The 4,450-nt window shown below is 53.3% G+C and carries 5 protein-coding genes; 1 reads left to right on the top strand and 4 read right to left on the bottom strand.

Features of this window, described 5'->3' with window-relative positions; genetic code table 11:
• The first annotated feature begins 129 nt into the window (after window positions 1–129).
• Window positions 130–597, top strand: coding sequence for a PIN domain-containing protein (locus tag AC6F7T_RS08970; protein ID WP_500718005.1), 468 nt, complete (start codon window positions 130–132; stop codon window positions 595–597).
• Window positions 598–753: 156 nt separating this feature from the next.
• Here the strand turns inward: AC6F7T_RS08970 and rfbC are convergent, their stop codons facing one another.
• The 4 genes from rfbC to rfbB are packed head-to-tail and all read right to left on the bottom strand — an operon-like array spanning window position 754 to window position 4,168.
• Entirely contained in the window at window positions 754–1,314 is a 561-nt protein-coding gene (gene rfbC, locus AC6F7T_RS08965) for a dTDP-4-dehydrorhamnose 3,5-epimerase (RefSeq protein ID WP_500718002.1), read from the bottom strand.
• Window positions 1,315–2,199 carry a glucose-1-phosphate thymidylyltransferase RfbA gene (rfbA, locus tag AC6F7T_RS08960; RefSeq protein ID WP_500718007.1) on the bottom strand — a complete coding sequence of 295 codons (885 nt, stop codon included), beginning with the start codon at window positions 2,197–2,199 and terminating at the stop codon, window positions 1,315–1,317.
• Window positions 2,199–3,095: a dTDP-4-dehydrorhamnose reductase gene (gene rfbD / locus AC6F7T_RS08955; protein WP_500718001.1), complete on the bottom strand. Its 897-nt coding sequence runs from the start codon at window positions 3,093–3,095 to the stop codon at window positions 2,199–2,201. The genes rfbA and rfbD overlap by 1 nt, the downstream gene beginning before the upstream one ends.
• Window positions 3,092–4,168, bottom strand: coding sequence for a dTDP-glucose 4,6-dehydratase (rfbB, locus tag AC6F7T_RS08950; RefSeq protein WP_500717998.1), 1,077 nt, complete (start codon window positions 4,166–4,168; stop codon window positions 3,092–3,094). Before rfbB ends, rfbD begins: the two co-directional genes overlap by 4 nt.
• Between the last annotated feature and the right edge of the window lie 282 nt (window positions 4,169–4,450).

The raw sequence follows: 4,450 nt of genomic DNA, 5'->3' as shown, positions 1-4,450 counted from the left end.
GTCATTGGCCGATCTGAACTTTGATGCTTTCAGATATCGTTTATGTGAATACTTCGACAAGGGCTTTCTTGTCGATGACGAAACAGTGCTCGAAGATTTGCGAACCGCCCAATCCCTTGAGCAGTCCCAATGCTGATTGTTTCCAACACAAGTCCGATTATCTTTCTGGAAAAACTGGGCGCTTTAAATCTCCTCAGTGAATTGTTTTCGCCTATCCATGTCCCCGAGGCCGTCCATGATGAGCTAAGAGGTCTAAACCTCCCTCAATGGATCAACAAAACTCCGATATCGCCGTCCGGTCGCCAATTTGTACAGGGTGCCCTTGGCAGACTGCATACCGGTGAACTTGAAGCGATGGTTCTCGCTCGGGAGATTCAAGCCGAACTGGTCTTGCTGGATGATTTTCTGGCCAGAAAAAAAGCTCAGCGGATGGGTTTATCCGTTTTGGGCACAATCGGGGTTCTGATCCTGGCCAATAAGAAAAAATTGTCCTCAGCAGAATCCACGTTACACATGCTTGACGAGCTCATCCATCAACATGGTTTGTATATTTCCGACCCCATGATCAAACAGATTAAAGCCTCAATAACATCATAGAAAAATCTGAACGTATGAGCGGGCAACACCTCCGTTGGGGCGCACCGACGTGCGCCCTGGTTTTGAACGTTGCAAATTATCAACACATGTTCAACACCCAATTTAGGCGGTATCCGAACATCCGGGCGCATGCAATGCGCCCCTACGCAACCAACGTCATATCAATGTTGCCGCCGCAAAGGGGGGAGCCTGACGGTCCTTGGGACTGATAATCAGTGGCTCAATCAGCGGCCAGTTGATGGCCAGTCGGGGATCATTCCACTGAATCGACGCTTCGCTCTCAACCGCATAGTAATCGCTGGTCTTGTAATGAATATGATTGTCCTTCCCCAACGCCAGAAAACCGTGGGCGAATCCTGGCGGTATCCACAAAATCCGTTGATTTTCAGCGCTTAACTCGATCCCGACGTGTTGCCCCAGGGTTGGTGACCCTTTACGGATATCGACCGCCACATCATAGACGGCGCCGCGGACTACCCGCACCAGTTTGCCCTGACAATGGGGAGGCTTCTGGTAATGCAGGCCACGCAGCACCCCTTGTTTAGATAAGGAATCATTGTCCTGGACAAAAGGGGGCGGGGTCGGCAGCCCGAAATTCCGCAAGGCCTCGGCAAAACGGTCCTGGCGGAAAGATTCCATAAACCAGCCGCGATCATCACGGTAAATAGTAGGCTCAATGATCACAATTCCAGATAGTTCACTTTGTAAGAATTTCACTTAGTCTTGAACCTCGCTGACGAGCCTCATGAGATACTGACCATAGCGGGTCTTTTCGAGGGCCCGGGCCTGCTCCGTCAATTGTTCAGTCTTTAACCAGCCATTATGAAAAGCGATCTCCTCCAGGCAGGCGATTTTTAGGCCCTGACGCTGCTCGATGGTATGGACAAATTGTCCGGCCTCAAGCAACGACTCGTGGGTTCCGGTATCGAGCCAGGCAAACCCACGCCCCAGCAGCTCAACCTGCAAGCTCTGGTCTTCAAGATAGCAGCGATTAACATCGGTGATCTCCAATTCACCACGCGCTGACGGGCGCAGGTTCCTGGCAATCCCAACCACCCGCTGATCGTAAAAGTAAAGACCCGTAACAGCATAGCCTGATTTGGGCTTGAGGGGCTTTTCCTCAATACTGACGGCACGCCCCTGCTTATCAAATTCAACGACACCGAAGCGCTCCGGATCGCTGACATGATAGCCGAAGATGGTTGCTCCCTGTTCACGCCCTGTGGCAAGACGCAACTTGTCGGAAAAATGCTGTCCGTAAAAAATATTATCACCCAGAATCAGACAGCTGTGGTGACCAGCGATAAACTCCTCACCGATAAGAAACGCCTGGGCAATACCATCGGGGGATGGCTGCTCGGCGTAGTCGAGACGGATACCAAATTCGGCCCCGCTGCCAAGCAACTTGCGGAAATTGGGCAGATCCTCCGGTGTGGAAATAATCAGAATGTCCCTGATCCCTGCCAGCATCAGGACCGAAAGCGGGTAATAGATCATCGGTTTGTCGTAAATCGGCAGCAGTTGCTTGGATATTCCGCGCGTAATCGGATGCAGCCGGCTCCCGGCTCCCCCGGCAAGGACAATCCCTTTTCTGTTGCTCATCATAGCCGTCCTTTTAATTCCCTGAGCATCCGTTCAACACCATGTTGCCAATGGGGCAGGTATAAGCGAAAATGGTTACGCAATCTGCTGGTATCCAAACGTGAATTAAGCGGGCGCAGCGCCGGGGTCTGGTAAGAACTGGATACGATCGGTTCGATGGTATCAACCTTGAATTCGAACCCCAGTTTTCGGGCGGTATCAATGATAAAACAGGCGTAGGCATACCAGGAGGTCTCGCCTGCTGCCGCCAGATGGTATACACCCTGAAGCTCCAACCCGTTCAACGCCGACCGCAGAAGATGAGCCGTCACGTCGGCAACCAACTCCGCTCCGGTGGGAGCGCCGATCTGATCATCGACAATCCGCAGCGACTCCCGTTCACCGGCCAGGCGCACCATGGTTCGGATAAAATTTTCACCGCGCAGTCCATACATCCAGCTGCTGCGCACAATCAGATGACGGCACCCGGCAGAGCGAATGGCCTCTTCCCCGCGCAGTTTAGTCATACCATAGACATTAAGCGGGGCGGCAGGATCATCCTCTTTCCAGGCATGAGCTCCGCTGCCATCGAACACATAGTCGCTCGAATAGTGCACCATCAACCCGCCAAGCTCAGCCATTGCTTGAGCCATTACCCGTGGAGCTTGTGCATTAATCAGCAATACGCTTTCCGGTTCTTCCTCTGCCCGATCAACAGCGGTATAGGCCGCTGCATTCACCAGCACATCCGGCGCTACCGCATAAATGGTTGCAGCCAGTGCCTTCAGATCCTCCAGATCTCCGCACAACCCTGCCTCACCCTGACGGTCAAGGGCAATCACTTCTCCGAGAGGCAGCAGGGAGCGCTGCAACTCCCAACCGAGCTGCCCATTTTTTCCAAATAGCAGGATTTTCATTGTGCTGCTCCCCTGAGATCATAATTAAGCTCCAGCCAGCGACGATACTCGCCATTTTTAACCCGGGCGACCCAGCCCGGATTCTCCAGGTACCAGCAGACCGTTTTGCGCAACCCCGAGGCAAAAGACTCACCCGGCATCCAACCCAGCTCGTCGGCAATCCTTGAGGCGTCAATCGCATAGCGCTGATCATGGCCCGGACGATCCTTGACGTAGCTGATGAGTGAGACATGAGGTACAAATGGGGATTCGGGCCGCAGTTCATCCAACAGCGCGCAGACCGCATGAACCACGTCGATATTGCGCATTTCATTGTGACCGCCAATATTATAGGTCGCGCCGGCGTGTCCCTGGGTCAGCACCAGATACAGAGCCCGCGCGTGATCGGCGACATACAACCAGTCCCTGATCTGATCACCTTTACCGTAAACCGGCAGAGGTTTGCCCTCAAGGGCATTGAGAATCATCAGAGGAATCAGTTTTTCGGGAAACTGACAGGGACCATAGTTATTGGAACAGTTGGTGATCAGAACCGGCAATCCGTAGGTACGGCTCCAGGCACGCACCAGATGATCGGAAGCCGCCTTGCTGGCAGCATAAGGTGAGCTTGGTGCGTAGGGGGTCGATTCAGTGAATAAATCCCAGCTGTTGCCGAGATCACCGTAAACCTCATCGGTTGAAACATGCAGAAAACGGAAAGCGGAGCGAAGCGAAGGCTGCGCCGCGTCAAGGTATTTTCGCACGGTCTCCAGCAGGATGCCGGTACCGATGACGTTAGTCTGAAGAAAAGCCATCGGACCGCTGATGGAACGATCCACATGACTCTCAGCCGCCAGGTGCATGACGGCATCGGGAGAATATGCAGCAAAAATCGCTTCCATCCGGACGGGGTCACAGATATCAGCCTGCTCGAAGACATAGCGCTCATTGGAACACACATCGGCGAGGGATTCCGGGTTGGCGGCATAGGTCAGCTTATCGACATTGATCACAGAATCAGTCGTATGTTCGATGACGTAACGAATCAGGGCAGAGCCGATAAACCCGGCACCTCCGGTAATCAGAATGTTCATGTCAACCTTTCAGATTTAAATGCCGACGGATAATCGGGTGAAGCATGGGCGCGTGCCAACATGGGCGCATGCAATGCGCCCCTACGCAATCAACGTCGTATCATTCCACCCGTAGGGGCGCACCGACGTGCGCCCTGGTTTTGAACGTTGCAAATTATCAACACATGTTCAACACCCAATTTAGGCGGTATCCTAACATCCGGGCGCATGCAATGCGCCCCTACGCAATCAACGTCGTATCATTCCACCCGTAGGGGCGCACCGACGTGCGCCCTGGTTTTG

The organism is Pelovirga sp. (assembly GCF_059864205.1).
Note: the sequence above shows the minus strand (reverse complement) of the source record. Positions and strands in the feature narration are given on the sequence as shown.